Source organism: Streptomyces sp. NPDC014889, assembly GCF_043081205.1.
In the GTDB taxonomy this organism is placed as follows: domain Bacteria; phylum Actinomycetota; class Actinomycetes; order Streptomycetales; family Streptomycetaceae; genus Streptomyces.
This window is the reverse complement of record NZ_JBIBWH010000013.1, coordinates 38,791-64,898: the sequence shown is the minus strand read 5'-3', so window position 1 is coordinate 64,898 and position 26,108 is coordinate 38,791. Positions and strand designations below refer to the sequence as shown.

The 26,108-nt window shown below is 69.3% G+C and carries 20 protein-coding genes and 4 pseudogenes; 9 read left to right on the top strand and 15 right to left on the bottom strand.

What is annotated here, in order from left to right; translation table 11 throughout:
* Positions 1 to 72: 72 nt before the first annotated feature.
* The 3 genes and pseudogenes from ACF09J_RS25510 to ACF09J_RS25500 form a co-directional block, all read right to left on the bottom strand.
* Positions 73 to 670, bottom strand: a pseudogene (locus ACF09J_RS25510) (LysR substrate-binding domain-containing protein); the annotation flags it as partial.
* Between the two features lie 120 nt (positions 671 to 790).
* Positions 791 to 2,311: an amino acid permease gene (locus ACF09J_RS25505; protein ID WP_392307759.1), complete on the bottom strand. Its 1,521-nt coding sequence runs from the start codon at positions 2,309 to 2,311 to the stop codon at positions 791 to 793.
* 266 nt (positions 2,312 to 2,577) lie between these two features.
* On the bottom strand, positions 2,578 to 3,132 hold the full coding sequence (locus ACF09J_RS25500) for an amidohydrolase family protein (RefSeq protein ID WP_392307758.1): 555 nt from the start codon (positions 3,130 to 3,132) through the stop codon (positions 2,578 to 2,580).
* Between the two features lie 2 nt (positions 3,133 to 3,134).
* Between ACF09J_RS25500 and ACF09J_RS25495 the strand changes: the two genes are divergently transcribed.
* Both ACF09J_RS25495 and ACF09J_RS25490 read left to right on the top strand, forming a co-directional pair.
* A complete protein-coding gene (locus ACF09J_RS25495) occupies positions 3,135 to 3,671 on the top strand; it encodes a FadR/GntR family transcriptional regulator (protein ID WP_392307757.1) in 537 nt (178 codons plus the stop codon).
* Between the two features lie 71 nt (positions 3,672 to 3,742).
* Positions 3,743 to 4,738, top strand: a complete 996-nt coding sequence (locus ACF09J_RS25490) for an amidohydrolase family protein (protein WP_392307756.1) — start codon at positions 3,743 to 3,745, stop codon at positions 4,736 to 4,738.
* Positions 4,739 to 5,063: 325 nt separating this feature from the next.
* Here ACF09J_RS25490 and ACF09J_RS25485 read toward each other — a convergent pair whose 3' ends face one another.
* The 3 genes and pseudogenes from ACF09J_RS25485 to ACF09J_RS25475 form a co-directional block, all read right to left on the bottom strand.
* Positions 5,064 to 7,883, bottom strand: a complete 2,820-nt coding sequence (locus ACF09J_RS25485; protein ID WP_392307755.1) for a SpoIIE family protein phosphatase — start codon at positions 7,881 to 7,883, stop codon at positions 5,064 to 5,066.
* Between the two features lie 112 nt (positions 7,884 to 7,995).
* Positions 7,996 to 8,565 (bottom strand): MFS transporter, encoded by a 570-nt coding sequence (locus ACF09J_RS25480; protein ID WP_392307754.1) that lies wholly within the window; start codon positions 8,563 to 8,565, stop codon positions 7,996 to 7,998.
* A 37-nt stretch (positions 8,566 to 8,602) separates the two neighbouring features.
* Positions 8,603 to 8,986: pseudogene (locus ACF09J_RS25475) on the bottom strand (MFS transporter); the annotation flags it as partial.
* 29 nt (positions 8,987 to 9,015) lie between these two features.
* Between ACF09J_RS25475 and ACF09J_RS25470 the strand changes: the two are divergent.
* Both ACF09J_RS25470 and ACF09J_RS25465 read left to right on the top strand, forming a co-directional pair.
* Positions 9,016 to 9,297, top strand: a complete 282-nt coding sequence (locus ACF09J_RS25470) for a hypothetical protein (protein ID WP_392307753.1) — start codon at positions 9,016 to 9,018, stop codon at positions 9,295 to 9,297.
* Between the two features lie 80 nt (positions 9,298 to 9,377).
* Entirely contained in the window at positions 9,378 to 9,854 is a 477-nt protein-coding gene (locus ACF09J_RS25465) for a GNAT family N-acetyltransferase (RefSeq protein WP_392307752.1), read from the top strand.
* A 53-nt stretch (positions 9,855 to 9,907) separates the two neighbouring features.
* On the opposite strand, the gene ACF09J_RS25460 is transcribed toward ACF09J_RS25465, so the two are convergent.
* Positions 9,908 to 10,534, bottom strand: a complete 627-nt coding sequence (locus ACF09J_RS25460) for a GyrI-like domain-containing protein (protein WP_392307922.1) — start codon at positions 10,532 to 10,534, stop codon at positions 9,908 to 9,910.
* Positions 10,535 to 11,210: 676 nt separating this feature from the next.
* Complete coding sequence (locus ACF09J_RS25455; protein WP_392307751.1) at positions 11,211 to 11,621, bottom strand: RidA family protein; 411 nt, start codon at positions 11,619 to 11,621, stop codon at positions 11,211 to 11,213.
* A gap of 461 nt (positions 11,622 to 12,082) precedes the next feature.
* Here ACF09J_RS25455 and ACF09J_RS25450 point away from each other — a divergent pair.
* Both ACF09J_RS25450 and ACF09J_RS25445 read left to right on the top strand, forming a co-directional pair.
* Positions 12,083 to 12,586 (top strand): annotated as a pseudogene (locus tag ACF09J_RS25450) (SMI1/KNR4 family protein); the annotation flags it as partial.
* Positions 12,587 to 12,940: 354 nt separating this feature from the next.
* A complete protein-coding gene (locus ACF09J_RS25445) occupies positions 12,941 to 14,758 on the top strand; it encodes a thiamine pyrophosphate-dependent enzyme (RefSeq protein WP_392307750.1) in 1,818 nt (605 codons plus the stop codon).
* A 93-nt stretch (positions 14,759 to 14,851) separates the two neighbouring features.
* Here ACF09J_RS25445 and ACF09J_RS25440 read toward each other — a convergent pair whose 3' ends face one another.
* Positions 14,852 to 15,460, bottom strand: a complete 609-nt coding sequence (locus tag ACF09J_RS25440; RefSeq protein WP_392307749.1) for a TetR/AcrR family transcriptional regulator — start codon at positions 15,458 to 15,460, stop codon at positions 14,852 to 14,854.
* 327 nt (positions 15,461 to 15,787) lie between these two features.
* On the opposite strand from ACF09J_RS25440, the gene ACF09J_RS25435 reads away from it, so the two are divergent.
* Entirely contained in the window at positions 15,788 to 17,191 is a 1,404-nt protein-coding gene (locus ACF09J_RS25435; RefSeq protein WP_392307748.1) for a DHA2 family efflux MFS transporter permease subunit, read from the top strand.
* 299 nt (positions 17,192 to 17,490) lie between these two features.
* On the opposite strand, the gene ACF09J_RS25430 is transcribed toward ACF09J_RS25435, so the two are convergent.
* Positions 17,491 to 18,081, bottom strand: a complete 591-nt coding sequence (locus ACF09J_RS25430) for a malonic semialdehyde reductase (RefSeq protein ID WP_392307747.1) — start codon at positions 18,079 to 18,081, stop codon at positions 17,491 to 17,493.
* A 232-nt stretch (positions 18,082 to 18,313) separates the two neighbouring features.
* On the opposite strand from ACF09J_RS25430, the gene ACF09J_RS25425 reads away from it, so the two are divergent.
* Positions 18,314 to 19,498 carry a cellulose-binding domain-containing protein gene (locus ACF09J_RS25425; protein ID WP_392307746.1) on the top strand — a complete coding sequence of 395 codons (1,185 nt, stop codon included), beginning with the start codon at positions 18,314 to 18,316 and terminating at the stop codon, positions 19,496 to 19,498.
* Between the two features lie 367 nt (positions 19,499 to 19,865).
* On the opposite strand, the gene ACF09J_RS25420 is transcribed toward ACF09J_RS25425, so the two are convergent.
* The 5 genes and pseudogenes from ACF09J_RS25420 to ACF09J_RS25400 form a co-directional block, all read right to left on the bottom strand.
* Positions 19,866 to 20,603 (bottom strand): translation initiation factor IF-2, encoded by a 738-nt coding sequence (locus ACF09J_RS25420; protein ID WP_392307745.1) that lies wholly within the window; start codon positions 20,601 to 20,603, stop codon positions 19,866 to 19,868.
* A gap of 285 nt (positions 20,604 to 20,888) precedes the next feature.
* Complete coding sequence (locus ACF09J_RS25415; RefSeq protein ID WP_392307744.1) at positions 20,889 to 22,589, bottom strand: MDR family MFS transporter; 1,701 nt, start codon at positions 22,587 to 22,589, stop codon at positions 20,889 to 20,891.
* Between the two features lie 88 nt (positions 22,590 to 22,677).
* Positions 22,678 to 23,208 (bottom strand): MarR family winged helix-turn-helix transcriptional regulator, encoded by a 531-nt coding sequence (locus ACF09J_RS25410; protein ID WP_392307743.1) that lies wholly within the window; start codon positions 23,206 to 23,208, stop codon positions 22,678 to 22,680.
* Between the two features lie 332 nt (positions 23,209 to 23,540).
* A pseudogene (locus ACF09J_RS25405) lies at positions 23,541 to 23,858 on the bottom strand (alpha/beta fold hydrolase); the annotation flags it as partial.
* A 74-nt stretch (positions 23,859 to 23,932) separates the two neighbouring features.
* The gene (locus ACF09J_RS25400; protein ID WP_392307742.1) at positions 23,933 to 24,823 is read right to left on the bottom strand and encodes a helix-turn-helix transcriptional regulator; all 891 of its coding nucleotides are present in this window, start codon (positions 24,821 to 24,823) and stop codon (positions 23,933 to 23,935) included.
* Positions 24,824 to 25,047: 224 nt separating this feature from the next.
* Here ACF09J_RS25400 and ACF09J_RS25395 point away from each other — a divergent pair, with 224 nt between their 5' ends.
* Complete coding sequence (locus ACF09J_RS25395; protein WP_392307741.1) at positions 25,048 to 26,064, top strand: zinc-dependent alcohol dehydrogenase family protein; 1,017 nt, start codon at positions 25,048 to 25,050, stop codon at positions 26,062 to 26,064.
* Positions 26,065 to 26,108: the final 44 nt, after the last annotated feature.

The following is a 26,108-nucleotide window of genomic DNA, read 5'->3' as shown; positions in this document are numbered from 1 at the left end:
TGCATCCTGCCTCACCAGAGTTCAAGCCGATCACGCGGCCCCGGGTCAGAGGCTCGCCGTCACGCTCCAAAGTCGCTGCGCGATGCCGTCGCGTCGGTACTGGGCGGCGGTGGCCTGCGGGGTGAGGCCGATGCAGCGTCCGGTGGCGATGGCGGCCGGCCATTCGTCGATGTTCTGGGTGTACTCGACCCCGGTCCTGAGGTCCGGCGGCCACAGGCCGAGTGTGGTGGTACCCGTGTGGCGGTCGATGGCCAGGGTGCGGGCGGGGATCTCGGCCAGACGGATGCTGCGGCGCCGCGCCCAGGGGTCGTCGGAGGCCAGGGCGACGCAGCGGGTCTCGTGACCGATCACGGCGTTGCCCCAGGGCTTCAAGTCGATCGGGGCGCGGATGACGGCGAGGTCGCACAGCCCCTCGGCCAGGCCCCCGGTGGGGGTGTTGCGGCGGATCAGGCGCAGGTCCGTGTCGGGGTGCTGTTCGTGCCGGCGGCGCTGGAACTCCTTGGTGTGGCGGCCGAAGACGGACCAGGCGTGACCGATGTGCAGCCGGGTGCGGCCGGTGGCGGCCGGTGGCGGCCTCGTGGACGCGTTCGTGGGCGTCGGCGAGCAGGACCCGGGCGCGGGCGAGTGCCTGCACTCCTGCCGGCGTCGGCGTGACGCTGCGGCTCGCTCGTATCCGCCGCCGTGCCGGCCCGGGCCGCCCTGCCCACGCCCGAGTGCTGGGCCCGCGCCGTGACCGACACCGCCCGTGCCCTGACCGCCTGGATCCACCGAGGCCGCAGGCGTCACGGCGTCACAGTTCCTCCAGGTTGTCACGGCTGGTCATGAAGTGCTTGCGGCCGCCCGCGTACCACGACACCAGCGCGAACAGACCCACCACGGCCACCGCGATCGGCGCGTAGTTGAAGCTGTCCACGTTGACCGGCCGGGTCGGCGGCAGCACGAACAGCACGCAGATGACCACCACCCACACGACCGCGACCCAGCCGATCGGGCCGCTCCACTTGCCCAGGTGCCACGGGCCCGGAACGAACTCGTTGCCGCGCAGGCGGCGCAGCAGCACCGGCGTGACGTAGGCGATGTACAGGCCGATCACCGCGATCGAGGTCACCGCCAGGTATGCCGTGGTGTTGAACAGCGCCGGTACCGTCAGGAGCGCCGAGAGCGTCACGCAGAACCAGATCGAGTTCGTGGGCGTCCCGGTGCGCGGGTTGACCTTCGCCCAGATTCTCGACCCCGGAAGGGCGTTGTCGCGCGAGAACGCGTAGCTCATCCGCGAGTTGGCGGTCACCGAGGCCATCCCGCAGAAGAACTGCGCGGCACACACGATGAACAGCAGGAACTTCGCCGTGTCCGGACTGTTCAGCGAGTCGAGGAAGACCTGCGCCGGCGGCAGCCCGGTAGTGGACGCGGCCAGCTCGTCCAGCCCCGCCGCACTCTTGTCCTGGATCGACGCGGTGATCGAGTAGAGCAGGATGAAACCGCCGATGACCGAGATCACCACGCTCATCACAATTCCGCGTGGTGCGCTGCGGGCCGCTCCCCTGGTCTCCTCGGCCACGTGGGCCGACGCGTCGTACCCGGTGTAGGTGTACTGCGCCATCAGCAGGCCCATCAGGAAGACGTAGATGCCGGAGGTCCAGCCGGTGGCGTTGTGCCAGCCCGTCAGCGTCCATCCGGCGGACTGGTGGTGCTCGGGCAGCGCCCACAGCACGGCGACGATGACCAGGACGCCCACCACGTGCCACCAGGCAGAGACGTTCGACAGGAACGCGACCAGTTTCACGCCGAACGTGTTGAGAAGCGCGTGCACAAGAATGATCGCGAGAAACAGCAGGTAAGTACGGCCGACCGTCACCTCGGTGCCCCAGACGAGGTTCATGAACGCCATCCAGGTCGTGGCGCACCCGAAGTCGATCGCGGCGGTCACGGCGATCTCGCCCATGAAGTTGAACCAGCCCACGAACCAGGCCCAGGCACGCTTGTTCGTCCTGGCAAGCTCGCCGGCCCAGAAGTAGAGACCACCCGCGGTGGGGTAGCGCGAACACACCTCGGCCATGGCCAGTGCCACACACGTCACGAAGACACCGACCACCGCCCAGCCGAGCACGATGGTCGACGGACCACCCGACTTCAGCGCGATCCCGTACGACGTGATGCAGCCCGCCAGGATCGAAATGATCGAGAACGACACGGCAAAATTCGAGAACGCGGTCATACCGCGATGAAGTTCCTGCTTGTAGCCCATCTCTGCGAGACGGGCCGCATCCTCGTCCAGCTCTATCTCTGGCTGGACTTCTTCTTGCGCAGCCATCCGCGACTCCTCATCGACGAGGGACGACGGCGAACAAAGTGGCGTACGACACACAGGGATGTCAATGGCCTGGACTCAAACCTTTTCCGGCCACGACACGCCGGCTCGACCGGGCGACTGGGGAGACATCTGAGCTTCCAACCCTGTTGACGTGCGGGACCGGCATCCAGGAGCAGTCCACGACGAGGCGTACCTGACGGTTCATCAGCCAGAAAGGAAGAAGCCGGGAACACCTGGGGCGCGGCTGTCACGCGGTGGAGCCAGGCTCAGGCCCCGCCAGCCATGCGAAAGGTGGGCGGGAACAGGACGTCGGGTGCTCGCCGGTGCAGATCGCGCTCGGTGTAGGCGGATCGCATCCGCTCGAAGAGTTCTTGCGCCTTGGCCTTCATGGCCACGAGGTCCAGCCCCGGAACGGTTCCCTGGTCGGCGACCGTCCGGCCGGCGGCCACCGTCATGCGCACGTCGCGTGCGGAGCCGCTCATAAGGAGCGAACGCAGCGGATCGTCCACGACGCCCAGTCTGAAGTCGCTGAGGTCCAGCACGACGAGGTCTGCCTGGGCGCCGGGCGTCAGTCTTCCGAGGTCGTCACGGCCAAGAGCCCTGGCGGCGTTGAGTGTTGCGGATCGCAGGTAGTCGGCCGCGCCGCCCGCGTCGAGCCTGCCGTCGACGAGCTTGGCGATGTTGCCGCCGGAGTCCATGCCCTTGATCAGGTCTGGCGGATAACTGTCCGTGCCCAGTGCGACGTTGATGCCGGCGGCGCGGTATCGGTCGAAGGATCGCAGCGCCATCCCGTACCGGAGCGAGGTGAGCGGACAGTGCAAAGATGCTCGGCATCAGCCGCGCTTCACTGCGGGAGGCCACCCGGGCCTTGGTGCACTCGGGACTGCTGGCGGTGCGGCAGGGCGACGGCACCTACCTCGTCGCCGTCGACGGGGCCGCCGTCACGCTCAGCCGCAAGATCATGAGCAGCAAGACCAGCGAGGTGCTTGAGGTCCGGCGCGGACTCGACGCCTCCGCGGTGCCGCTTGCGGCCGTGCGCCGGACCGAAGCCGATCTGACGGCCCTGCGCAAAGCACTCGACGACCGTCAACGAAGCGCGGAGGCCGGTGCTCTCGACTCCTTCGTCGAGGCGGACCTCCGGTTCCACATGGCGGTGGCCCAGGCCTCTCACAACGAGCTGCTGATCGACCTCTACGCGAGCCTCAACGTGCCCTTCCGCAAGTCACTGGGGAGCGCGATGGGACAGGGCACCAAGGAACACGAGGCTGTGTACCGGGCCATCGAACGACGCGACACCGAAGGCGCGACGGAGCTGGCCCTCGCCATCGTCGCGCGCATGGAGCCCCCTGAGCACCCGTGACCTGAGGATCGCCACCGGGAGGAAGCAGCCGGTGCGGTTCGCCCGCAACCGAAGTGACGAGGGAGTACAACGTGAGCGAACCCACCTGCGTCCGAGCCGTTCGCCCCTGGGGCGGTGCCGTCTCGGACGTTCTCATCGAGGACGGCGTCATCCGCGAGGTCGTCCCGCACACACTCGACTCGGCCGGACCCGGCCACGGACAAGTGATCGCCGGTCACGGCCGTCTGGCGCTACCGGCGTTCGCGGATGTCCACGCTCACCTCGACTCCACACGTCTGGGCCTCCCCTTCCGGCCCCATACGGTACAGGAGGGACTTCTCGGGCTCATCGACAACGACCTCGAGAACTGGAGGGACGCCGAAGAGAGCGTCAGCGAGCGCGCGACCCGCACGCTCGGCATCACGATCGCGTCCGGTGCCACGGTCGTCCGCAGCCACGCTCAGATCGACGTCTCCTCGGGCCTCGACCGGCTGGAGGGGGTCCTGGCGGCCAGGGAGGCCCACGCCGACCGGGCCGAGGTGCAGATCGTCGCCTTTCCCCAGGCGGGAATCGTCCGCGCCCCCGGCACGGTCGACCTGCTGAGAGCCGCGCCGGCCAGTGGCGCCGACCTCATCGGCGGCATCGACCCGTGTGCCCTCGACCGGGACCCGGCACAGCATCTGGACATCGTGTTCGACATCGCGCACAGACACGGGGTCGGCGTCGACATCCACCTCCACGAGCCCGGAGAACTGGGCTGCTTCACCATGGAACTCATCTGCGACCGAGTGCGCGGTCTCGGTATGCAGGGCAGAGTGACCGTCTCGCACGCCTTCGCGCTGGCGACCGCCCCAGCCCCTCGGATCCAGGCAGTGATCGAACAGCTCGCGGAGCCCGACATCGCGCTGACGACCATCGCCCCGAGCGGGCAGCGCGTTCTGCCCGCTGACCGACTGGCGGCGTCGGGGATCCGGCTCGGTCTTGGCAGGACGGCATGCGGGACTACTGGTCCCCTTTCGGTGACGGCGACATGCTGGGCAGGACATGGCAGTTGGCGTTCACTCAGCAGCTCCGCCAGGATCGTCTGATCGAACGGTGCATGGCGATCGCGACCGTCGGAGGGCGTGCCGTCGTCGGCGCCGATGAACCCACCGCCGCTTCCTGCACCGACACCGCGGACACCTGCCCGGGGTTGCGGCAAGGCGATCGCGCGGATCTTCTGCTGCTGCCCGGCGAGACGGTGACGTCAGCGATCATGGACCGGCCGAAGCAGCGGACGGTGCTTCGAGCCGGCCGAGTGGTCGCCGTCGATCGCTCGCGCCCGAAGCTGTCCGGAGAGCGGTCTCGTGACACAACTGACGCCACACGAGGCCGGCGTCCGCACCGGTGGCTGGGACGGGCGTCGTGCCCGTCTCACTGCACGATTGCCGCGTCGGCCACGAGGGGGCCGGTGCCGTCCGGCGTGCCGGGAAGGGCCTGCTCGGTCCAGATGACCTTGCCGCCGTGGGTGTGGCGGGTACCCCAGCGCTGGGCGAGCTGGGCCACAAGGAAGAGGCCGCGTCCGCCCTCGTCGGTGGTGGCGGCCCTGCGCAGACGGGGGGAGGTGCTGCTGCCGTCGGCGACCTCGCAAATCAGGGTGCGGTCGCGCAGCAGGCGCAGGCGGATGGGATCGGATCCGTAGCGGATCGCGTTGGTGATCAGCTCGCTGATGATCAGCTCGGTGGTGAAGGCGATCTCCTCCAGGCCCCACATCTCGAGCCGGCGGCCGGCCTCGGCGCGGACACGGCCGACGGCCACGGGGTCCCGTGGCACGTCCCAGGCCGCCACCCGGGCGAGGTCGAGCCGGCGGGTGCGGGCCACCAGCAGTGCGATGTCGTCGCGGGGGTCGTCCGGTCGCAGGGCGTCGAAGACTGCCCGGCAGGTGTGCTCCGGATCGCGGGCCGGGGTGTGCGGGGGTTCGGAGAGGGCCTGCCGCAGCAGCGCGAGGCCGGTGTCGATGTCCCGTTCCCGTGTCTCGATCAGGCCGTCGGTGAACAGCACCAGGAGTGAACCTTCCGGCACCCGCAGATCGACGGATTCGACGGGCAGGCCGCCGCCCAGGCCCAGGGGCGGGGAGCCGGGTACGTCGGGGAGGGCGACCGTGCCGTCCCTATGGACCAGGGCGGGTCCGGGATGGCCGGCCCTGGCCAGGGTGACCTGTTCGGCCACCGGGTCGTAGATGGCGTAGAGACACGTGGCCCCAGTGACGTCCTGTTCATTCTCAGGTCCCTCCTGGTCGATCCGGGTGACCAACTCATCGAGACTGGCGAGCAGTTCGTCGGGGGGCAGGTCGAGGGCCGAGAAGTTGAGCACCGCGGTGCGCAGGCGCCCCATGGTGACGGCGGCGTGCAGGCCGTGGCCGACGACGTCACCGACCACCAGGGCTACGCGGGCTCCGGACAGGGGGATGACGTCGAACCAGTCGCCGCCCACCCCGGCCTGGGCGGGCAGGTAGCGGTGGGCGACCTCCAGCGCGTTCTGCCGGGGCAGAACGCGGGGCAGCAGGCTGTGCTGCATGGCGACGGCCACGGTGTGTTCGCGGGTGTAGCGGCGGGCGTTGTCGATGCACACCGCGGCGCGGGCCGCCAGCTCCTCGGCGACCGGGAGGTCTTCTTCCTCGAACGGGTCGCTGTGCTGCGAACGCCAGAAGGTGACCAGGCCCAGCACCATGCCGCGGGCCTTGAGCGGCACGCTGATCAGCGAACGGAGTCCCAAGTCGGGCACCGGGCGGGCAAGCTCCGGTACCCGCGCAAGCCAACTGGGGGAGACGGCCGCATCCCGCTCCAGCACCGCGTGCCCGCCGGCCAGGGCCATCGCCATCGGGGTGGCCGCGTCCCAGACCACGCACTCGCCGGCTGCGGGCAACGGAGGACCCTGCCCCACGCCGCGGCACGCGGCACGGAGCAAACCCGCGGTCTCCTCAGGCTCGGCGCCGTGCAGCACGGGCTCGAGCAGCTCGACGGTGGCGTAGTCCGCGAAGAGGGAAATCGCGACCTCGGCGACCTCCTCCGCGGTGTGCGTCACGTCCAGGGTGGTGCCTACCCGCATGCCCGCCTCGTACAGCAGCCGCAGCCGCTGCTGGGCGCGCTCGGCCCTGCCCGCGAGCGCCCGCAGCTCGGTGGCGTCCCGCAGCGTCACCGCACAGCCGGCCTGTCCGCCGTAGGGGGCGGTGGGCCTTACGTTGACGACCAGCAGCCGTTCCCCCGCCAGCTGCACCTGGTCGGTGACCGGACGGTCCGCCGTCAGCAGGGCGACCATTCCCGGATCCAGGCCCAGGGCGGCGATGGGCCGCCGCTCCACGTCCGGGGGCAGATCAAGGAGCCGCCGGGCCTCGTCATTGGCCAGCATCAGCCGCCCGTCTGCGGCGGTGATCAGCACGCCTTCCCGCACGGCGTGCAGCACGGCGTCGTGGTGCTCGTACATGCGCGTCACCTCCGCCGGGCCCAGGCCGTGGGTCTGCCGACGCAGCCGTCGGCTCACCAGCGCCGAACTGGCCGTGCCCAGGGCGAGCGCGACGGCGGCCGCCCCCAGCACCACCGGCACCTGCCGGTTCACCACCGCGTTCACGTGCTGGACAGTGATCGCGACGGACACCGCACCGACGATCTTCCCGTCTGCCCGGAAGACGGGCACACCCGAGTCCACGGCCGGGCCGCGGGAGGTGGTGAAGGTTCTCGTGACGGTGAGGCCCTGGATCGTTTGCTGCTGATACGGGCCGAAGACGCGTTTCCCGATCAAGGAGGGATCGGGGTGGGTGACACGGATCCCGTTGCGGTCGAAGACGACGACGAAGTCGACGCCGGTCTGCCTACGAAGCGCCTCGGCACGCGGCTGCAGAATCGCGGTGGGATTGCGGCTGGTCAGCGCCCGCGCCGTCCCCGGTGCGTTCGCGAACGTGTGGGCCACCGCCAGTGTGCGAGCACGCGCGTCCTGCGTGCTGTCGCGCCGGGCCTGCAGCACCAGGGCCACGACCACGGCAATGACCAGGGCGACCACGACCGCCGCCTGCAGCAGGAACACCTGCCCGGCGACGCTGCGCCCGAGCCCCCGGACACGCGACCACCGGGACGGGGCGCGGCGAGGAGACTCCTGGGAGCGCTCGTGATGGGCGATCGCAGGACCGGGGGCTGAGGAACGGGCGTGCCGCCGACGCTGCGACCATGAGACCGGCAAATGCCTCGAAAGTCCCACCATGCTTCTTTTTTAGCATCGCGTGGCTTCGGAGCCCGGATTCCGGCCCCCAGGGGCGTCCGCGCGGGGCACGGGTCCAGGCCGCGCGTCTGTCGCGCGACCTGGACCTCGAAGGTCAGTTACTGTCCGGAGCCGCCCTGGGCGGCAGCAGCGGCAGGCACGCCAGGCGGACGGCGATGATGGCCGGCACCGCAACGAGACTCGTGGTGACGGCGTCGCCGGGGCTGTCGCCCGTGGCGCGTGCGAGATACAGGGTCGAGATCAGGGCTGAGCCGGCGGAGTTGGCGAGTTGCTGTACCGCGTTGAGAGTCCCGGACGCGCTGCCTGCCTGTTCCAGGGTGACATCGCCGAGAGTGACCGCGAACACGGAGCCGAAACAGCAGCCCATCCCGAGCCCGCAGACGAACAAGGGGAAGCACAGGAGCCAGGACCTGTTCGGCTCGCCGTGCACGGTGAGCATGAACGCCAGCGCTCCGGCACCGACCAGCGCGAGGCCCGTCTCGACGAGTCGACGCCCCAGGGACTCGATCAAGCCGCGAGCGGTGAAGGAGGCGACGATGATGCCCAGGGACATCGGTGCCATGATCGCAGCCGTCGGAAACGCCCCGAGCCCTCGCCCTTCCTGCAGGTAGAGCGAGCTGACGTAGAGCAGGCCCGCTGTCGCGGCGAAGAAGACCGACCCCACCAGGAGACCGGCGACGAAGCTGCGGCACTGGACCGCTGATGGAGCTGACGCCCATCAGGGGTTCGAACAAGCCGAAGACCTTGCCCAGTTCATCGCGGGGGAAGGCGGCGAGCAGGATACTGAAGCCCTGCGGGATGAGCAGGGCTCCGAAGGCGCCCTGGAGAATGCGGGCCAAGACGATCGTGACCGCACCTGTGGCCACGGCGCAGCCCAGAGAAGCCACGGTGAAGCCAAGCAGCCCGATGAGAAAGAGCCGCCGCGTTCCGTACCGGTCTCCGCGCCGGGCCCCCAGCACCAGGGAGGAGCCGAGGGCCAGGGCGTAGCCGGGCCGAGCAGCAGCCGGCCACCGCGAAGTCCCGGCACAAGAAGCCTGAGAACGTGCGCTGCCCCTGCAAGCCGTTCCCGAAGGCTCGTGAGTCACGGGGCAGTTCCACTGAGTACGATGCGTCGGTGATCTCGCCCAGAGCCCGCGGCCCGCGGCAGTTGCTCGTCATCGCCTGCATGGTTGCTGCCCTGGCCGTTGTGTTCCTGGGCTGGTATGCAGGACAAACCGTGCGGCCGGACTGTGTCGTCGGCATCTCCAAGCTCACCGACGGCAACGGGAGCACACTTCCCGATGTGAACGGCCAAGTGTGGTCGGACGAGGAACTCGCCGATCGCGCATACAAGCAGGCCGTTGACTCGGGTCGCTGCGATCCGCCCCGTGCCCGCTGGAAGCAGTGGCTCGGCTGAGTGTGCCGTCGATGGAGGCTGGTGCCATGGAAGTGTCGGATGGTCTCCAAGCTCGTCGAGCGACCCCAGGGGTGGGCGGCATGACCGTCATCGGCCTGCGGCCGGCCACCGCTGACGACGGCGAGTACTGCTTCCAACTGCACAAGGCCGCCATGGGCGCCTACATCACCCAGATCTGGGGCTGGGACGAACACGCCCAACGCGGCTTCCACACCCGCGCGTTCAGCCCCGGTCGATGGCAGATCGTCACCGTCGACGGCAGTGATGCCGGCATGGTCCACATCGAGTACCGGCCCGTGGAGATCTACCTTGCCCGGATCGAACTCCACCCCGGCCACCAGGGGCGCGGCATCGGCAGCCGACTCATCCGCGACCTCCTGCAGCAGGCCCGCCGGCAAGGCCAGGACCTCACCTTGGACGTCCTCGCGGTCAACCAACGGGCGCACGCCCTCTACTTGCGCATGGGTCTGCACGAAGTCACCCGGCACGGCGAGAACAACATCAAGATCAGGATGTCCAGCCGGCCACCTCGGAGCGAGCCGATCCACAGATCTTGACGCGCTCCAACCTCGCTCGCGGGAACCGGCCTCCCCTGACACGCCGACGTCCCTCAACCAGACTGCACTTCGACGGGTTGCCGCAGAATTGTCCTGAGCTTGGCAGGACTGGTCCTGCGTGGGTCACTGAGGTAGATCTCGTGATGCAAACCCGCCTCCCGCAAGTTGTTGGCGGGGAGGTAATCGCGGTGCAGCCGGGTCAGGATCGGTGTCTCGTCGTCGTAGGAGCCGATGTGGAGGACCTGGGCGCTGGGGCCCTCGTGCAGCGTCTCTGACCGAACGTCCGGAATGGCCGGATGGTTCTTCTTGACCAGGGCGGTGTGCTTGGCGTCCTCGATCATGGCGTCAGTGATCCAGCCGGGTACGTTGATGAGCAGTCTCCATCGCCAGTTGTCCTTGAGCCTGGCCAGGAAGTCGTTCATGTCGTCCGCCCACCACAGTCCCTCGAGCGGCCCCACGACGTAGTCCTTGCCGAGGTCGCCCTTGCTGGCGAACTTGGCGGTATAGGCGACCGCGTAGAGCGCCTCGACCGCTTGGCGGTACGCGGCGCTGGTGTTCGGGTCGCCGTGCCCGTCGACGGCGAGGAAACGGAGTTCGGGGACGTCGACGAGCTCCCAGTCGGTGTTCTTGGGCGAGTAGCACTTCTTGAGCTCGCGCTTGACGTCGTACTTGGCAGTCATGGCCGCGGTCGCGCTGCCGGCCCCGCGGGTGACCTTCGTCGTGGGTTTCACGGTGCTGAGACTTCCTCTCCAGCGGCTCGTCCACCAGCCGGTCACCCTAGTCCTTCGTGTCTGCGCCCCACCTGAAACTGAGCAGAGGTCGCCGTGTCAGCCGGAACGTCGTGCGAGCTTCCCTTCGCGGTGACCAGGGTCCGGTCCGGCCCCTGTCGTACGAACGACGCGGCGGCGTCCCGCCAGCGCTGGGCGTCCTCGGGCGATCCGTCGAACGGGGTCCTCTCCGACACGATGACGGTCGCGGGGACGGAGTCGGGCCACGAGCTTGAGCGCAGGCACGGCGTGACGTGGCGGACGGTGCGGAAGGCGTTGGACTCGTCCTGGCGGGAGCCTCGTAAGAAGCTCCCGCCCCGGACGAGTTCTCTGGACCCGTTCAAGTACGTGATCGATGAGATCTTGCGGGCGGATCCGGACGCTCCGTGCAAGCAGCGGTACACGGTCACCCGGATCTTTCAACCGGCTGGTCGAGGAGCACGGGGCGGATGTCTCCTACGGGATGGCGCGCTACTACCTCGCCGGGCGGAAGCCGAGATCCTGGTCGAGTCCGGCAAGGATTCGCAGCGCTACCGCCAGGCACTGCCGGTCCAGGCCGCGCCCGGCCGCCGCGTTGTGTCAATGGACCTCAAGAGTCGAGCACGGCGGCGACGGCCTCAATCTCGACGAGCTGGTCCTTATAGCCGAGGACCGTGACGCCCATCAAGGTGCTGGGGACGTCATGGTCGGCGAACGAGTCCCGGACTACTTTCCAGGCAGACACCAGGTCTTCCTGCCGGGCCGATGCGACGAGAACCCTTGTACTGATGACGTCCTGGAGCGACGCGCCCGCGGCAGCGAGAGCAGCCCGCATGTTTTCGACGGCTTTCAGCGCCTGACCCGCGTAGTCCCCGACCGCTGCCGTCGAGCCGTCGTCGTTGAGGGGACACGCCCCGGCGAGGAAGATCAGGCGGGAGTCGGCGGGCGCCGTAGCTGCGTAGGCGTACTCGGCGACGTTGGACAGGGAGGCGGAGCGGATCAGAGTGATGGCATGAGCCACGGTCGTCGGGTCCTTTCCCATCGAGTGTTGAGCGTGGACATCCTGCCAACGATCCGTCGGCACCCGCCTTCCTTTTTCCCGCCGCGCCCACGGCAACGCCGTCATTTCTGGTCGACTCCCGTGGACCCAGTGATCACCAACTGACTCCTGAACCCGTCGAGAAAGGCTGTTCCTGGAGATCAACCAAGCCAGCCACGGCCCACAGCGTTCCGGCCGGTCACGCCAGGGGGCACCGTCCGCAACCGCCACAACACCCCGTTGATCCCGCCGCGGAGGACCCCGCCCGTCAACACCCGGCAACGCGACGGTGCTATCCGACGCCACGCCACGTCCGTCAACTCACTCAGCCGTGGCATGGACCGGCCCGGAGCCGAGCCGAACGGGTGGCCCTGACTCCTCGCTACGGCAGCCTGCCGGCGTGTCCGACAGGGTGCCCGTTCGCGCCTCGCTGGGCTGCCGCCCGGGCCTTCCTGCTCCACGTAGGCGCGGGCGGCGCCGGCCCCGCGTACGGCCTGTTCCTGGTTCGGCGTGTGCAGGGCCGCTGGCGTTGGGAAGGCGACGGCGCGGATCCGGCCGATCTGTCGAGGCTCGCCGAACCGTTTCCCGACCAGGGCCCGGACCCCAAGCTGCTCGACGACCTCATTGCCCAACGCCCAGAGGAAGAGCACTTCGACGACATCGAGGACTTCGACGACGCCATCGAGGCGTGGGACGAGCGGTGGGAGGCTGTCATGTTCGCCCCGGAGCGCACCGCCGGCGCCATCGTCATCTCCCACCTGGGCTGTGCCCAGAGGGAGTGGCTGATCGTCAGCGGCAGCCACCGCGGCACGATCTGGTCCGACTACCGGGCGGACGACATCGACCTCGCACCGCTCCTCGGCGACGACGGTACGCCGGTGACCTTCGCCCGCTGGTACACCGACTGGCTGGAGGAAGCCGAGCGCACAGCCCTGTCGGCACCGTAGGGCCGTCGCCCTGTTGCTCCCGAGCGTTGCAGTTGGCCAAACGGGCCAAGTAGGGCGCTCAGCCGCTGTGAAGCCGGTGGGCGGCCGCAGGCCGATGACGGTCATGCCGCCCGTTCTCGGGTCGCCCGACGAACTGACCGCGTGCGAAGCGGGCGCCGGCGGGGGGCGAAGGCGACAAGGTGGGGTGCGTGCCGGATGGGTTCCTGACGGTTTCCGCACGGTGGACTCAGCCAATCCAGTGGATCCCCGTCAGCCGGTGTGTACGCCTGTGCCGACCGTGGCATCTCGCCCGGGAGAGCCATGCGCCGGCGGGAGGGCCCCTTGCCGCGCAGCCTCCGGAGAGCGGGGTTTTCCATGAGCGGGCAGTCGGCTGACGACTCGGGTGCCAGGACGACATCGGACCTGGTCGTCGAACGACTGCTGGAGTGGGGGATCGACACCTGCTTCGGGATCTGCGGCGATCAGGTCAACGGGTTCTTCGAAGCGCTGCGCACGCATCCGCAGATGCGGTTCGTCCATGTCCGGCACGAGGAGAACGCGGCGCTGGCCTGCGTCGGCTACGCCAAGTTCACCGGCCGTCCCGCGGCGTGCGTGGCCACGGCCGGGCCCGGGGCAGTGCACCTGCTCAACGGCCTGTACGACGCCCGGATCGACGGCGCCCCCGTGGTCGCGATCACCGGCCTGTCCTACCACGACACGATCGGCGCTCACTTCCTGCAGGACCTTCCCTCCGACCGGCTGTTTGAGCACGCCTGCCTGTTCTCCGAACGGATCATGGGCCCGACGCACGCGCTGCCGGCAACCGACCTCGCTGTTCGCAGCGCCCTGATGAACCGCACTCCTTCGCACCTGGCCATCCCCATCGATGTCCAGTCCCTCACCCTCGACCAGGACACCGCCTCGCCCAAGAACGTCCCCGGACACCTGTCCCTGGCCGCCCAGCCGTTCATCGTGGTCCCGCCCGAGGAGCAACTGCGGTCCGCCGCCGAGGTGCTCAACGCCTGTGAGCGCATCGCGATCTGTGCCGGCGCGGGCGCCCGGGGAGCCGGTGATCTGCTGGAACAGGTGGCCGAACTGCTGGGCGCGCCCATCGTCAAGGCCGGCCTGGGCAAGGACTGCGTGCCGGACGACAGCCCCTACACCACCGGCGGGATGGGACTGATCGGCACCCGCGCCTCGCACGAGGCGTTCGAGAACTGCGACGGCTTCCTGATCGTGGGCTCAGCCACGCCGTACTACGAGTTCTGGCCCAAGCCGGGGCAGGCACGCGGGGTGCAGATCGATCTGAACGCCGACCGCATCGGCATGCGCTACCCCGTCGAGGTCGGCCTTGTCGGCCACGCCACCGCGGTGCTGGAACACCTGCTGCCGCTGCTGGAGCGCAAGAGCGACCGCTCCTTCCTTCAGCGCGCCCAGGACACCTACCGGCGGTGGTGGGAGCTGATCGGCGAGCAGGCTTCGAGCTCGGGTACCCCGATGCGTCCGCAGGTGGTGACCTGGGAGCTGTCCAAGGCACTGCCGGAGGGGGCGATCGTCACCGGGGACGCGGGCACCGTGACCGCCTGGGGAGGCCGGCTGCGACTGCGCAAGGGAATGCAGTACTCCTTCTCCGGCACTCTGTGCACCATGGGCTCCGCCCTGCCCTACGCCATCGGCGCCCAGTGTGCCCACCCGGACCGACCGGTGATCGCCTTCACCGGTGACGGCTCGATGAGCATGGGCATGGGTGAGCTGGCCACCCTCGCCCAGTACGACCTGCCCGTCAAGGTGGTCGTGCTGCGCAACAACTCCCTCGCCCTGGAGGTGTGGGAACAGACGGCGCTGCTGGGAAATCCGCAGATGGGCTGCGAACTGCACCCCATCGACTTCGCGGCCGTGGCCCGCGCCTGCGGCCTGCGCTCCTACCGCATCGAGGACCCTTCCCGGGCGGAGACGGTTTTCGCCGAGGCGATGGCCTTCGACGGGCCGTGCCTGATCGAAGCGGTCACCGACCCCTACGAGGCGCCCTTCGGCGAGTCCCTGCAGCCTACCCACGCCCAGCACATCGCCGAAGCCTTCGGCAGGGGCGAACCCGCCGCGTCCGCCATGGCCCGCAGTCTCCTCGAACCCGACCGCGTCGCCCTCTCCCCGGCCCTGCAGCAGCACCACGACGACCTTGCTCCCTACCAGTGATCAAGGCAGCCTGGCGGCCCCCTGACAGCAACCCACGGTGCCGACTTGACGGTTTGCGGCCCCGCCAGGACGGTCCGACGGGCCGTGTCACCCTCAGGGCTCCGCGGGGAAAGAGCTGGTCGCGTCGGCGTTGAACACCGGACGGCGCGCTTTTGCCCCGTGGATGAAGACCGAGGTGATGGCGGCAGCGGCGGGTTCCACGCCAAGCTTGCAGTGCAGTGCCTGGTTGAGCGCTCCTTCCAGAAGCGCCGTGTAGACACCCAGGAGCGTGCCGGCGCTGAGGTCGGTGCGCCACGTGCCGTCGGCCGCTCCGCGGGCGAACAGCGAAGTGAGGGGCGCCATGAGTTGACGGACCGTCTCGTCGGAGACGTCAGGCTTGCCCTGCACGCACATCAGCGCCTGGTACTTGGCGGCTTGGCCCAACGCGATCCTGCTCACCCGCGCCACCCCCTCGGACACCGGAACGCTGTCCAGGTCGGCGTCCACGAGTTCACCGATCAGCTCGTCGAACGCTTCCTCGGCCAGGGTGTCCAGCAGAGCCTCGCGACTGGGGAAGTAGCGGTACAAGGTGGTCCGGCCGACGCCCGCCGCCGCCGCGACCTCGGTCATGCTGGCGCTTTCCCCTCGCTGGGCGAGCACCGCTGCCGCGGCATCGAGAATCGCCGCCGCGACGCGATCGCGGAGGCGCGTGTTTCTTGTCATCGATCGAAACCATACTGGCCCACCGGCGCTGGTACAGTCCTGTTCCAGAACGGATCATCGATATACCGAGCCATCAAGTCGTCCGTTGTGGGGGCTGGGCACGTCGGTCGAGTTCAGGCTGCCCTGAACGAGTCGGAGGCCTGTGCCTCGGCGAGGGGGTCCAGGACGCTCGCCGCTGTCCGGCAGTCGCAGGCGGTGGACGGGCCACGCGGCTCGGGTGGTTCTGTCTTTCCTTCGAAAGGTTGAGTAGTGACCACGTCACAACGGAGTGAGAGCAGCCCTCCTGTGGGCAAGTCCCGCGACAGACTGGACGGCGGGGTTCTCCTCGTGGCCGGTGTGGTCGTGCTCGGCGGGATCATGTCGATCCTCGACATCACGGTGGTGTCGGTCGCGCTGGAGACGTTCCAGAAGCAGTTCAGCGCGACCTCGGCCCAGGTGGCCTGGACGATGACGGGCTATACGCTCGCTCTGGCAAGTGTCATCCCGCTCACGGGCTGGGCCGCCGACAGGTTCGGCACCAAACGGCTCTACCTGCTCGCGATCACCTTGTTCGCCGCCGGCTCCGCGCTGTGCGCGACGGCCACCTCCCTCCAGATGCTGGTCGCGTTCCGGGTCGTCCAGGGCCTGGGCGGCGGCATGCTGATGCCGCTCGGCATGACGATCCTGACCCGTGCCGCCGGTCCTGAGCGGGTCGGCCGGGTGATGGCGGTGCTCGGTATCCCCATGCTGCTCGGCCCGATCTTCGGCCCCATCCTCGGCGGTTGGCTGATCGACGCCGCCTCATGGCACTGGATCTTCCTGATCAACGTGCCGGTCGGTGTGATCGCGCTGGTCTACGCCGCGAAAGTCCTGCCCAAGGACCACGTACAGCCGTCGGAGTCCTTCGACTGGCTGGGAATGGTGATGCTCTCGCCCGGACTGGCGACGTTCCTGTACGGCGTCTCGACCATCCCCGAGACCGGCACGGTCTGGAATGCCAAGGTGCTCGTGCCCGCAATCATCGGGCTGGTTCTGATCGCGGCGTTCGTGCCGTGGGCATTGCACCGACGCAACGCCCACCCGCTGGTCGACCTGCGCCTGTTCCGCAACCGGGACATGAGCATCGCGGTGATCGCACTGTCGCTGTTCGCTATCGCGTTCTTCGGCGCCAGCCTGCTGTTCCCGCTTTACTTCCAGCAGGTGCGCGGTGAGTCGGCGCTCCACTCCGGTGTTCTCCTCGCCCCGCAGGGCATAGGCGCGATGATCACCATGCCGATCGCCGGGATGCTCGCCGACAAGATCGGCCCCGGCAAGATCGTGATGACCGGCATCGCAGTGATCACCGTGGGCATGGGCATGTTCACGCAATTGGGTGCCGGTACCTCCTACACCTACATCATTGCCGCGCTCTTCGTGATGGGACTCGGGATGGGCGCTTCGATGATGCCGATCATGGCATCGGCGCTGGCCACCCTGACGGACCACAACGTCGCCCGAGGCTCGACCCTGATGAACATCGTCCAGCAGGTGGCGGCCTCGATCGGCACCGCCCTGTTCTCGGTGCTCCTCACCAATGGCCTCAAGGACATCACCGCGACCTCCCCCGCCGAGGTGCGCTCCCAGATGGGTGACGCGTTCGCCACGGTGTTCCTGGTGGCGGCCGTCCTCGTCGCCGTCTGCCTGGTCCCCGCCGCCCTGCTGCCTCGCAGGAAGGTCAAGGCCGCCGACCCCACGGTGATGGTGGGCCACTGAGCCTCCGGTGACGGCGCCCTCCCGCCGCCCCCGCAGGACCGGCGGTCGCACGGCGAGTGCCAACGGCTGCCGGTGAGTGCGCACTTCGGCCCCTGCGCCGGGCCGGGCCGGTCACCGCGTTTCCGCGGCGCACGGATCTTCTCCGCGTGATGGCCGGTTCATGGCACATCCCGCTGATCGAGTCGCTGAAACCGGTGAAGTACAGGCAGGGGGCGCCCGTTACCGACCGTGGGCGCCCCCGGAGCACCGGCCTGCGGCGGGCGGCCGGACTCGGTCCGGATCCCCGTCGCCTGGCCGGCTCAGACCGTGGTGACGACCTGGTCGAACTCCAGACGGGGGGAGCGTGGGTACCAGGCGTCCTCGCCCGGCTTGCCGATGTTGACGACCATCAGCGGGGTGTGGTCGTCGTCCAGGAACTCCTTGCGGACGCCCTCGAAGTCCAGGCCGGTCATCGGACCGGCGGCGAGGCCCGCGGCCCGGACGCCGATGATGAAGTACGCGGCCTGGAGGGCGGCGTTGAGGGCGGCCTGGCTCTCCCGCACCCCACGGTCGCCGAAGACGGCGTCCTTGGCCTGGGGGAAGTGCGGGAAGAGGTGGGGCAGCTCCTCGTGGAACTCGTTGTCCGCGGAGAGGATGGCGACCAGGGGGGCGGCGGCGGTCTTCGCCTGGTTGCCCTCCGCCATGTGCTGGACGAGACGCTCGCGGGCCTCGGCGGAACGGACCAGGGTGATGCGCAGCGGCGACTGGTTCATGGACGTCGGGCCGTACTTGACCAGGTCGTAGATCGCCTGGACCTGCTCCTCGGACACCGGTTCGGCGGTGAAGGTGTTCGCGGTGCGGGCCTCACGGAAGAGAAGGTCCTGGGCGGCGGGGTCAAGAGCGAGCGACATGGGGGAACTTCCTCACAACGGGTGGTGGATCCCGGGGGATCGACTTGCGGCACCGACACTATGCGTTGAAAGTTCAAGGTTCAACCACAACGGGGCTCGCGGTGATCAGCTTCACAGGGCGACGGCGTGTCGTGGCCGCCTTGGCCGTCCCATGTATTGACACTGTGGGGCCCTGGTCGCTGTCATGAATGGGAGCGCTCCCACAACTCGCACCCGTCCCTCGGAGGCGTACGTGCGCACCCCCCACTTGCGATTACTGCGCCGGTCCTGGACGGCGGCCCTCGCGGCTGCCGGGTCCGTCGCCCTGCTGGTGTCCGGATTCATCGCGACACCCACCAGTGCCGCGGAGGCCGGCTGCCGGGTCGACTACACCGTGAACCAGTGGGCCGGCGGCTACACGGCCCAGGTCAAGGTCACCAACCTCGGCCCGGCGGTCAACGGCTGGCGTCTGAACTGGACTTACGCCGACGGCCAGCGAGTGACATCGGCATGGAACGCGACCGTCACCCAGACCGGCGCCTCCGTCGTCGCCGCCAACGCGGACTGGAACGGCTCGCTGGCCACCAACGGCTCCGCCGAGTTCGGTGTCCAGGGCACCTGGGGTTCGGCCAATCCCGCCCCGACCGACTTCGCCCTCAACGGTGTGGCCTGCGGCGGAACCGGCACCACTCCGCCGCCGACCACCCCACCGCCGACCTCTCCGCCGCCCACGACCCCGCCGCCCTCCGCCGACTGCGGAAGCGCCGTGATCTGCTCGGGCTTCGAGGACCAGACCGGCACCACTCCCTCCGGCGCCTGGCAGTTCGCCGCGCCCGACTGCCAGGGCGCCGGGACCGCGGCCGTCGACACCTCGGTCGCACACAGCGGCAGCAGGTCGCTGCGGATCGACGGCAGAGCCGGATACTGCAACCACGCCTTCGTCGCCTCCACCGCGAACCTGGCCTCGGTGGGGCCCGTGATGTACGTGCGCATGTGGGTGCGGCACACCACCGCGCTCCCCGCGGCCCATGTCACCTTCGTCTCCATGCCCGACAGCTCCCAGGGCGGCCGGGCGCTGCGCGTCGGCGGCCAGAACGGCGCCCTCCAGTGGAACCGGGAGACCGACGACGCCACCCTGCCCGCGCAGAGCCCGGCGGGCGTGGCGCAGAGCAGGCCGTTGCCGACCGGGAGTTGGCAGTGCCTGCGCTTCGCGATCGACACGACGGCGCCCAAGCTCGACACCTGGCTCGGCAACGAACAGATCCCGGGCCTGCACGCGGACGGCGTCCCCACCCAGGACATCGACCAGCAGTGGCTCGCCCGCACCACCCCGCCCCGGCCCACCGCCCTGCGCCTGGGCTGGGAGAGCTATGGGACGGGCGACGACACACTCTGGTTCGACGATGTGGCCGTCGGCTCTTCCCCCATCGGCTGCTGACCTGCGCGAGACCACGAGCGCTGACGGCGCGCCGGGCGGAACCCCCTCCCCCCGGCGCGCCGTCAGCGCCTTGCGGGGGGAGGCCCGATCACTGCGGCGATGGTCGAGGTACATGCTGTGCGCGACGATGTTGCGCAGGGCTTTGCGGACCTGTCCCTGGCGCCGTCCAGCACCACGACACTCAGGGCAGATCGGCGCCCAGGCATGCGCGGCTGCCACTCGCCCAGGCCGCATGCTGCGGACCTTGTGGCTCGCGCACGCGCGGCAGCGCGGCGATCGCAGGGGGCGAGGGCACCGCGCCTGCCGTCGAAGTGGACGGCGGTGATGCGTGCCGCCCACGGCCACGTCGGCCGTCGAACGCCACCTCTCAGTGCGGTGCCGGTGCCGGGTTCAGGGCGTTGCCGACGCTGCAGCCGCCCTCTCCGGGCATCCGCTGGATCCGGGGCGGCTCCCACACCTTCATGGCGCCGGGGCTCACGCGGACAAGAAGGCAGTCCTGCGCGTCGAAGCCATTGCCCTTCACAGACAGGAGAACGCCGACCCGTTCGCCGTCCACCTTCACCTCAGTACGGATCGCCGAATCCAGGTCCAGGGCGGCGAGCGTACGGCGCACCTCGGCCTCGTCCACCCGGCCGCCCGCCGGTACCTGGGGGAGTTTCGCGCGGAGCTCCTCCTCGGACGGCAGCCGGGGTGGTTCGGGTGGCGGGGCGAAGGTCAGCGGAAGGCCATCCGGGCAGTCCACGGCACGGGGAGTCTCACGCCACTTTGACTTCGGCGACACCCGCACCGCGAAACAGCGCCGTACGGAGACCTGGTCAATGTCGACCCAACTGTTGTACGCCGTGCCGGACGTGCGGACGACCACCTCGACGCCGTCGCCATCGTGTGTCGAGGTACCCGTCACCCGCAGTACCTCCACCCCGTCGATGTCGGAAGCGGAGCGCCCCACCTCCTCCGCCGTGCGCGGACGCTGGCCGTAGAGCCGCTCGCCCGCCGTCCTGGCCACCTCCCGTGCGGCGTCCGTCGCCTTGTCATCGGAGGACTGCACCACCCCGCAGCCGGCGGTGAACAGCAACAGCGGGGCGAGCAGCAGCAGTCGACGCATGCGTCCACCCTTCCGGCGCCGCGCGCGGCGGGCAACCGCTCGCGTACTCAGACCGGCATAGGTGATCGTACCCAGCCACCCTTTGCTGCGCGGGTGGCGGTTGCGCATGAAGCGGACGTCAGCGGTGGCGCCCGACGACGGAGGTTGGCACCCGCCAGCGGGAACCGTCTGCATGATGGAGGCCCGTCAGCGGCTGCTGACGGGCCTTGACTGATGCGGGCTTGGCGCTGTCGCTTCGGCGCCACTGCCGACCGCCTCACTGCGATCGTCCGGCAGCGGCAGCGCTCAGCGGGGGTTGCGTGCTCCAGGGTCGGCCGAGTCGTCGCCGAGTTGGTCCTGGCCGACGGTGCCTGAGCCGAGTGCCGTGGCGTCGGCGTGCGTTGCGGCTGCTCCGGCCGGAAGGGGCGCGGAGTGGTGGGGACCTCCCGCAGCCTGCACCTCGGCGGTGTCGTCGACGGCGGTCCGCAAGGGGACTTCCTTGATGAAGAGGATGGCGATCAGAGCAACGAGGGCGATCGGTGCGGCGATGAGGAAGATGACGCCGGTGGCGTGGCCGTAGGAGTCCTCGACGACCGCGGCGATCGGGGCAGGCAGGGTCCTGACGTCCGGCAGAGACCCTCCGCCCGAGGGCTTGACCCCCAACTCGGCCAGGCCGTCGGCCATGTAGGTGCCGACTCTGGAGGCGAGCACGGCTCCCAGCACCGAGACGCCTATGGCACCTCCGAGCGTGCGGAAGAAGGCCACAACGGAGCTGGCCGCCCCGAGTTGGTGCATCGGCACTGTGTTCTGCACCGCGAGAACCAGGTTCTGCATCGTCATGCCGACGCCACAGCCGATCAGGAACATGTGGACGGCCAGCAGACCGTAGGCCGTGTCGGCACGGGCGGACCCCATCAGGGCCAGGCCGGCGATGAGCAGAACACCGCCTATGACGAGGTACCTCTTCCACTTGCCGTAAGCAGTGATGAGCCGGCCTACGACGGTGGACGAGACCACCAGGCCGAGGATCATGGGCAGGGTCATCACACCGGCGCGGGTGGGGGAGTCACCACGGCTGATCTGGAAGTACTGGCTGAGGAACACCGTCGCACCGAACATCGCGGTGCCGACCGCGAGGCTCGCGACGACGGAGAGGGTCAGGGTGGTGTTGCGGAACAGATGCATCGGGATGATCGGCTCGGAAGCCCTCAGCTCCACCAGCACGAAGCATATGGCCAGGGCGACCGCGGCGAGCACCATGGTCACGGTCTGCCAGGACCACCAGTCGAAGTTGTCACCTGCCAGGGAAACCCAGATCAGCAGCAGGGAGACCGAGGCGGCCACGAGGGCGGCGCCCAGGTAGTCGACTCTGACGTCACGAGTGGCCAACGGCAGCCGCAGGGTGCGCTGCAGGACGACCAGAGCCGCGAGGGCGAAGGGAACGCCGACGTAGAAGCACCAGCGCCAGCCCAGCCAGGATGTGTCCACGATGACGCCGCCGAGCAACGGGCCGCCGATGGTGCCCAGCGCCATGACCGCGCCGAGGTAGCCGTTGTAACGGCCGCGCTCACGCGGGGGAATGATCGAGGCGAGGATGACCTGGGCAAGGGCGGTGAGGCCGCCTGCGCCGAGGCCCTGCACCACGCGGAAGGCGATGAGCATGCCGGGGTTCTGCGACAGGCCGGCTGCGGCCGAACCCACGATGAAGATGACCAAGGAGAGCTGCACGAGCAGCTTCTTGCTGGTCAGGTCGGCAAGCTTGCCCCAGATCGGAGTGGAGACCGTGGTTGCCAGCAGGGTGCTGGTCACCACCCAGGTGTAGGCGGACTGACCGCCGTCAAGGTCCGCGATGATCCGTGGCAGGGCGTTGGATACGACCGTGCTGGAAAGGATTGCCACGAACAGGCCGAGCAGGAGGCCGGAGAGGGCCTCCATGATCTGCCGGTGTGTCATCGGAGCGTCGCCGGCGTGGGCCTCGGCGACGTCCGTACTCCCTTGCTGTGACACGTGCTGTCTTCCCCTGAGAATCGTCCCGTGCTCCCGCGTCGTCGCGGGAGAGTAGTTCTTCGGCGTGGTGGTCGAATCGATTCGCCGGTCAGGCGTGCGTCCCACTCCGAGGCGCATGCGGAAGCGTGCTCGGTGAACGGCGGGGTGTGGTGCTGCCGGGCGCCTCGCGCGATTCCGTGTGGTGCATACGGCGGGAGAGACCACCTTGCAGGCGTTCGAGCAGGGTCCTGAGCGTGGTCAGTTCCTGCGGCGTCCAGTCGGCGGTGGCAGCGCCGATCAGGTCGATGTGGATCCGGACGAGGGCGTCGACCAGGGCCCGGCCACGGGGAGTGATACTGACCAGACTGGAGCGGCGGTCCTCCGGGTTGGTGCGGCGTGTCACCGCGCCCTGCTGCTCCAGATGTGCCACTTGCCGGCTGACCACCGACAGGGTGCAATCGAGGTGGCGGGCCAGTTCTTGCAGTCGCGTCTCTCCGCAGTGGGCGAGAGCGGCAAGTACGGCGGAGCCGTTCCCCAGCCCTTGCGGCAGTTGGCGCACCAGCCGCCGTCGTATCGCGGCGATCGCCGCGAGCTGTCGGACGACGTCACCGAGAGGCTCTTCCTGCCCGCTACCGCTCATGGATCCCCGCCTACACCTTGCTCCGGTGCGGCCAGATCCCCCCGACCGCTTGTTGCCTGAGGCAACCATAGGTTGGGTTCTGAACCTCATGCAACTTTGGTTCGAGCGCGGACACCTAGCCGAGGCGGGCGTCGTCGCGTAGGTCATGCATCGCCACGGTGGAGCCTCAAGGCCGGTCGCCCCAGCGCCACTTGCCGACTCGCCAGGAGCGTCCAGCGGTTGACGCCACGACGGTGATCGCGGTGTCCGGGGAATGGGTCACTGCGGCCCCCTCGCGCCGAGCGCGTCAGGGCCTCCGGTGAGTTCGGCCGGCACCGGTCAGTCCAGGGCGATCACCGCCTCACCAGGTTCAGGATCAGCGTGGCGATGTCCTCTGGGGCCTCCTCGGCCATGAAGTGGCCTGCCTGGATGGTGAAATGCTGAAGGTCGGTGGCCCACGGCCGCCAGGTCGCGGTGGCGTCGAACCCCAACTGCCGGCCCCAGTCCTGCTGGACGACCGTCACCGGCATGGTGAGCCGGTTGCCGGCGTCGAGGTCGGCCTGGTCATGTGCGATGTCGACGGTCGTGGTGGCGCGATAGTCGGCGACGATCGACGCAACGGCGTTCCGGCATGCGCGAAGGTACTCGGCGCGCGCTTCCGCCGGGATCGCGCGCCGTGATCACTTTCGGCCCCGTCAACGACATCCTTGCGGCTCTTGGCCCCAATCGAGCTTCTCAGCCGTGATCAGCCCGCTGGGGAGGTTTCCGCAGGGTCGGCCTCCCGGGTGGCAGCCCACGTCGCGAGGAGGCGCAGGCCCTCTTCGGAGGGCGAGCAGGGTTCGGCGGTGTAAATGGTGAGGGTGAGGCCCGGTTCGGCGGCCATCTCCAGGCCTTCGTAGGCGAGCGTGAGGTCACCGACCGTCTGGTGGTGGAAGCGTTTGGTCCCGGTGCCGTGGTGGCGGACGTTGTGGGCGCCCCAGCGGGTGCGGAAGTCGTCGCTGCGGGTGGAGAGCTCACCCACGAGGTCGTGCAGGTCCTTGTCGTGGGGGTTGCGGCCGGCTTCGGTGCGCAGGATGGCGACGGCGACATCGGCGGCCTGGTCCCAGTCGGGGTAGAAGCGGCGCGAGGCAGGGTCGAGGAAATTGAAGCGTGCCAGGTTCGCCTGGTTGTGCGGTGCGGCGTACACGTCGGTGTAGAAGGCTCGGGCGAGTGCGTTGGCGGCGAGGATGTCCATGCGGCCGTTGCGGACGAAGGCAGGTCCGGCGGTGATGGCGTCCAGGGTCCACTGCAGGCTGCGGTGCGGCCTCCACTGGTCCTTGGTGTGCCGGCGGCGGGGCCGGGTGAGGGCGTCGGTGCCGTCGGCGGCCTGGGCCAGGTGCAGCAGGTGGGCGCGTTCGGCGTCGTCGAGCCGGAGGGCGCGGGCGAGGGCTTCGAGAACGGCCGGGGAGACGCCGGTGAGGTTGCCGCGTTCGAGTTTCGCGTAGTACTCGACGCTCATGTCGGCGAGGGCCGCGACCTCGCTGCGGCGCAGGCCGGGCACGCGGCGCCGGGTACCGGACGGCAGTCCGGCCTGGTTCGGGGTGATCTTTGCGCGCCGCGAGGTGAGGAACTCGCGGACCTCCTCGCGGTTGTCCATGCCTTCGACGGTACGTCCCGCGCGCGGCCGTAGGGATGTACTGCCAGTACACCCCTTGTCAGTGACTCGCTCCGCGCGTGAAGTGGGCGTCTCCTGGAAGGCGTGGTGCTTCCCCCTGCAGGTATGCGGGCGGTGTACGTGATGAAGCCCCGCACCCGGCTCGGGCGGTGCGCCGCCCGTGCTTCGGGTCTCCACCCTGTACCCGGTACGTAAAGGAACCTCTCATGCGCGGCGCAGTGATCCACGCTCCCGGCGATGTCCGCTTCGAGACGCTGGAGGACCCGAAGATCCTCAAGCCGACCGACACGATCATCCGCACAGCCGTGACGTGCGTGTGCGGCTCGGACCTGTGGCCGTACCGGGGTGCGGAGCCGACCGGGCACCCGCACCCGATGGGTCACGAGTACGTCGGCTTCGTCGAAGAGGTCGGGTCCGAGGTCACCGCCGTCAAGCCGGGCCAGTTCGTCGTCGGCTCGTTCGCGACCTCGGACAATGTCTGTGCGAACTGCCGCAACGGGTTCCAGTCGAACTGTCTGAACCGCGAGTTCATGTCCACCTGCCAGGCCGACTACGTGCGCATCCCGAACGCGCAGGGCACCCTCGTCGCCACCGACGGCGTGCCGGACGAACGGTTCTGGCCCGGACTGCTGGCCGTCTCGGACGTGATGGGCACCGGCTGGTGGGCCGCGGAGGCCGCCGAGGTCAAGCCCGGCTCGACCGCCGTGGTCGTCGGTGACGGTGCGGTCGGCCTGTGCGCCGTGATCGCTGCGAAGGAGATGGGCGCGGAGCGGATCATCGCCATGTCCCGCCACGAGCCCCGGCAGAAGCTCGCCCGCGAGTTCGGCGCGACCGACATCGTCGCCGAGCGCGGCGAGGAGGGCGTGGCCCGGATCAAGGAGATGACCGGTGGGATCGGCGCGGACAGTGTGCTGGAGTGTGTCGGCACCGCCCAGGCCATGCAGCAGGCCCTGCACTCCACCCGGCCTGGCGGCAACGTCGGCTTCGTAGGCGTCCCCCACGAGGTCGCCATCGACGGGCAGGAGCTGTTCTTCTCCCACGTCGGCCTGCGTGGCGGCCCGGCGCCCGTGCGCCGCTACCTGCCCGACCTCATCGACCGTGTCCTGACCGGCGCGATCGACCCGGGCAAGGTCTTCGACCTCACCCTGCCCCTGGAGCAGGTCGCCGAGGGCTACCGGGCCATGGACGAACGCCGCGCCATCAAGGCTCTCCTCACCCCCTGACCCGCCCCGGCCCGGCCGAGCGGGGCCGGCCGCATCACCGTCGA

Excerpts from the sequence above, each read along its gene's own strand:
- ACF09J_RS25460 (WP_392307922.1), bottom strand. The coding sequence starts at position 10,534 with ATGACTGCCAAGTACGACGTCAAGCGCGAGCTCAAGAAGTGCTACTCG.
- ACF09J_RS25505 (WP_392307759.1), bottom strand. The coding sequence starts at position 2,311 with ATGGCTGCGCAAGAAGAAGTCCAGCCAGAGATAGAGCTGGACGAGGAT.
- ACF09J_RS25465 (WP_392307752.1), top strand. The coding sequence starts at position 9,378 with ATGACCGTCATCGGCCTGCGGCCGGCCACCGCTGACGACGGCGAGTAC.
- ACF09J_RS25400 (WP_392307742.1), bottom strand. The coding sequence starts at position 24,823 with ATGGACAACCGCGAGGAGGTCCGCGAGTTCCTCACCTCGCGGCGCGCA.
- ACF09J_RS25420 (WP_392307745.1), bottom strand. The coding sequence starts at position 20,603 with ATGCGTCGACTGCTGCTGCTCGCCCCGCTGTTGCTGTTCACCGCCGGC.
- ACF09J_RS25445 (WP_392307750.1), top strand. The coding sequence starts at position 12,941 with ATGAGCGGGCAGTCGGCTGACGACTCGGGTGCCAGGACGACATCGGAC.
- ACF09J_RS25430 (WP_392307747.1), bottom strand. The coding sequence starts at position 18,081 with ATGTCGCTCGCTCTTGACCCCGCCGCCCAGGACCTTCTCTTCCGTGAG.
- ACF09J_RS25495 (WP_392307757.1), top strand. The coding sequence starts at position 3,135 with ATGCTCGGCATCAGCCGCGCTTCACTGCGGGAGGCCACCCGGGCCTTG.
- ACF09J_RS25440 (WP_392307749.1), bottom strand. The coding sequence starts at position 15,460 with ATGACAAGAAACACGCGCCTCCGCGATCGCGTCGCGGCGGCGATTCTC.
- ACF09J_RS25395 (WP_392307741.1), top strand. The coding sequence starts at position 25,048 with ATGCGCGGCGCAGTGATCCACGCTCCCGGCGATGTCCGCTTCGAGACG.
- ACF09J_RS25410 (WP_392307743.1), bottom strand. The coding sequence starts at position 23,208 with ATGAGCGGTAGCGGGCAGGAAGAGCCTCTCGGTGACGTCGTCCGACAG.
- ACF09J_RS25485 (WP_392307755.1), bottom strand. The coding sequence starts at position 7,883 with ATGGTGGGACTTTCGAGGCATTTGCCGGTCTCATGGTCGCAGCGTCGG.